At 70.2% G+C, this 890-nt stretch carries 1 protein-coding gene; it reads right to left on the bottom strand.

The features are described from left to right. Window positions 1–890, bottom strand: an 890-nt coding sequence (locus tag HUK84_RS20365) for a lysophospholipid acyltransferase family protein (RefSeq protein WP_176641818.1), incomplete at both ends; no start/stop codon positions are given.

Raw genomic sequence — 890 nt, 5'->3', positions numbered from 1 at the left:
GGCGGGTCGGTGATGTCGGCATTGCGGCGCAGTTGGGCCGCGCCGTCGGCCACCGCCGTCCAGGCCGCCTGTGCCAGCGCCTTGCGGCCGGGGAAATCGGCCGGGTCGAGCACGGGATGCAGAATGACGCTGGCGCGCATCGAGCGCCATTGCACGAGCTGCCACAAATGCGGCGCCAGGTCCATGTCGCCGTACCATGAGAAGACCGGGCGACGATTGCGGTTGACGTTGAGTCCGTCCAGCCGGTCGAAGACCAGCGAGATCGGCTGGATCAGCGGCGCCATGCCGTCGTCATAGGTCAGGGGCGGCGGCTCGCCCTCGCTGCCCTTGCGCAGGGCGGGGATCTTGGCGATGGCGAAGAAGGCCGACATAAAGGGCAGCACGCGCGAGCCGTCCGAGGACGTGCCCTCGGGGAACAGGATGAGATTGTCGCCCCCGATCAGGCGGCCGATCATTTCGTCGCGCTCGCGCCCCGTCGTGCTGCGCTGGCGGCTGACGAAGATCGTCCGGCCGATACGCGCCGCCGTGCCCATCAGGGGCCATGCGCCGATATCGCCCTTGGCGACGAAGACCGACGGCAGGACCGCGCCGAGTACCGGCACGTCGAGCCACGAGGAATGATTCGCCACATAGATGACCGGGCGCTCGCCCCGTGCCCGGGCGGCAGCGCCCCCGACACTGCCGGCCCGCTTGCCGATGACGCGGATCTCGACCGACAGCAGGCGACACAATCCGCCCCAGATCACCGGAGTCCAGCGGATTTTCGCGGTGCCCGGCACCAGCAGCAATCCCGCCTCGAACCCGACGGACAGCGGTATCCAGACGGCGATCCCGGCCAGACGCGCCACCGCGCGCAGCACGCGCAACGTCCGGCGGCGCGGGGCCGCCCA

Origin of the sequence: Nguyenibacter vanlangensis, from assembly GCF_013376155.1 — a bacterium.
Lineage (GTDB): Bacteria > Pseudomonadota > Alphaproteobacteria > Acetobacterales > Acetobacteraceae > Gluconacetobacter > Gluconacetobacter vanlangensis.
The sequence above is the reverse complement of the archived record's forward strand: the minus strand, read 5'-3'. Positions and strand labels throughout refer to the sequence as shown.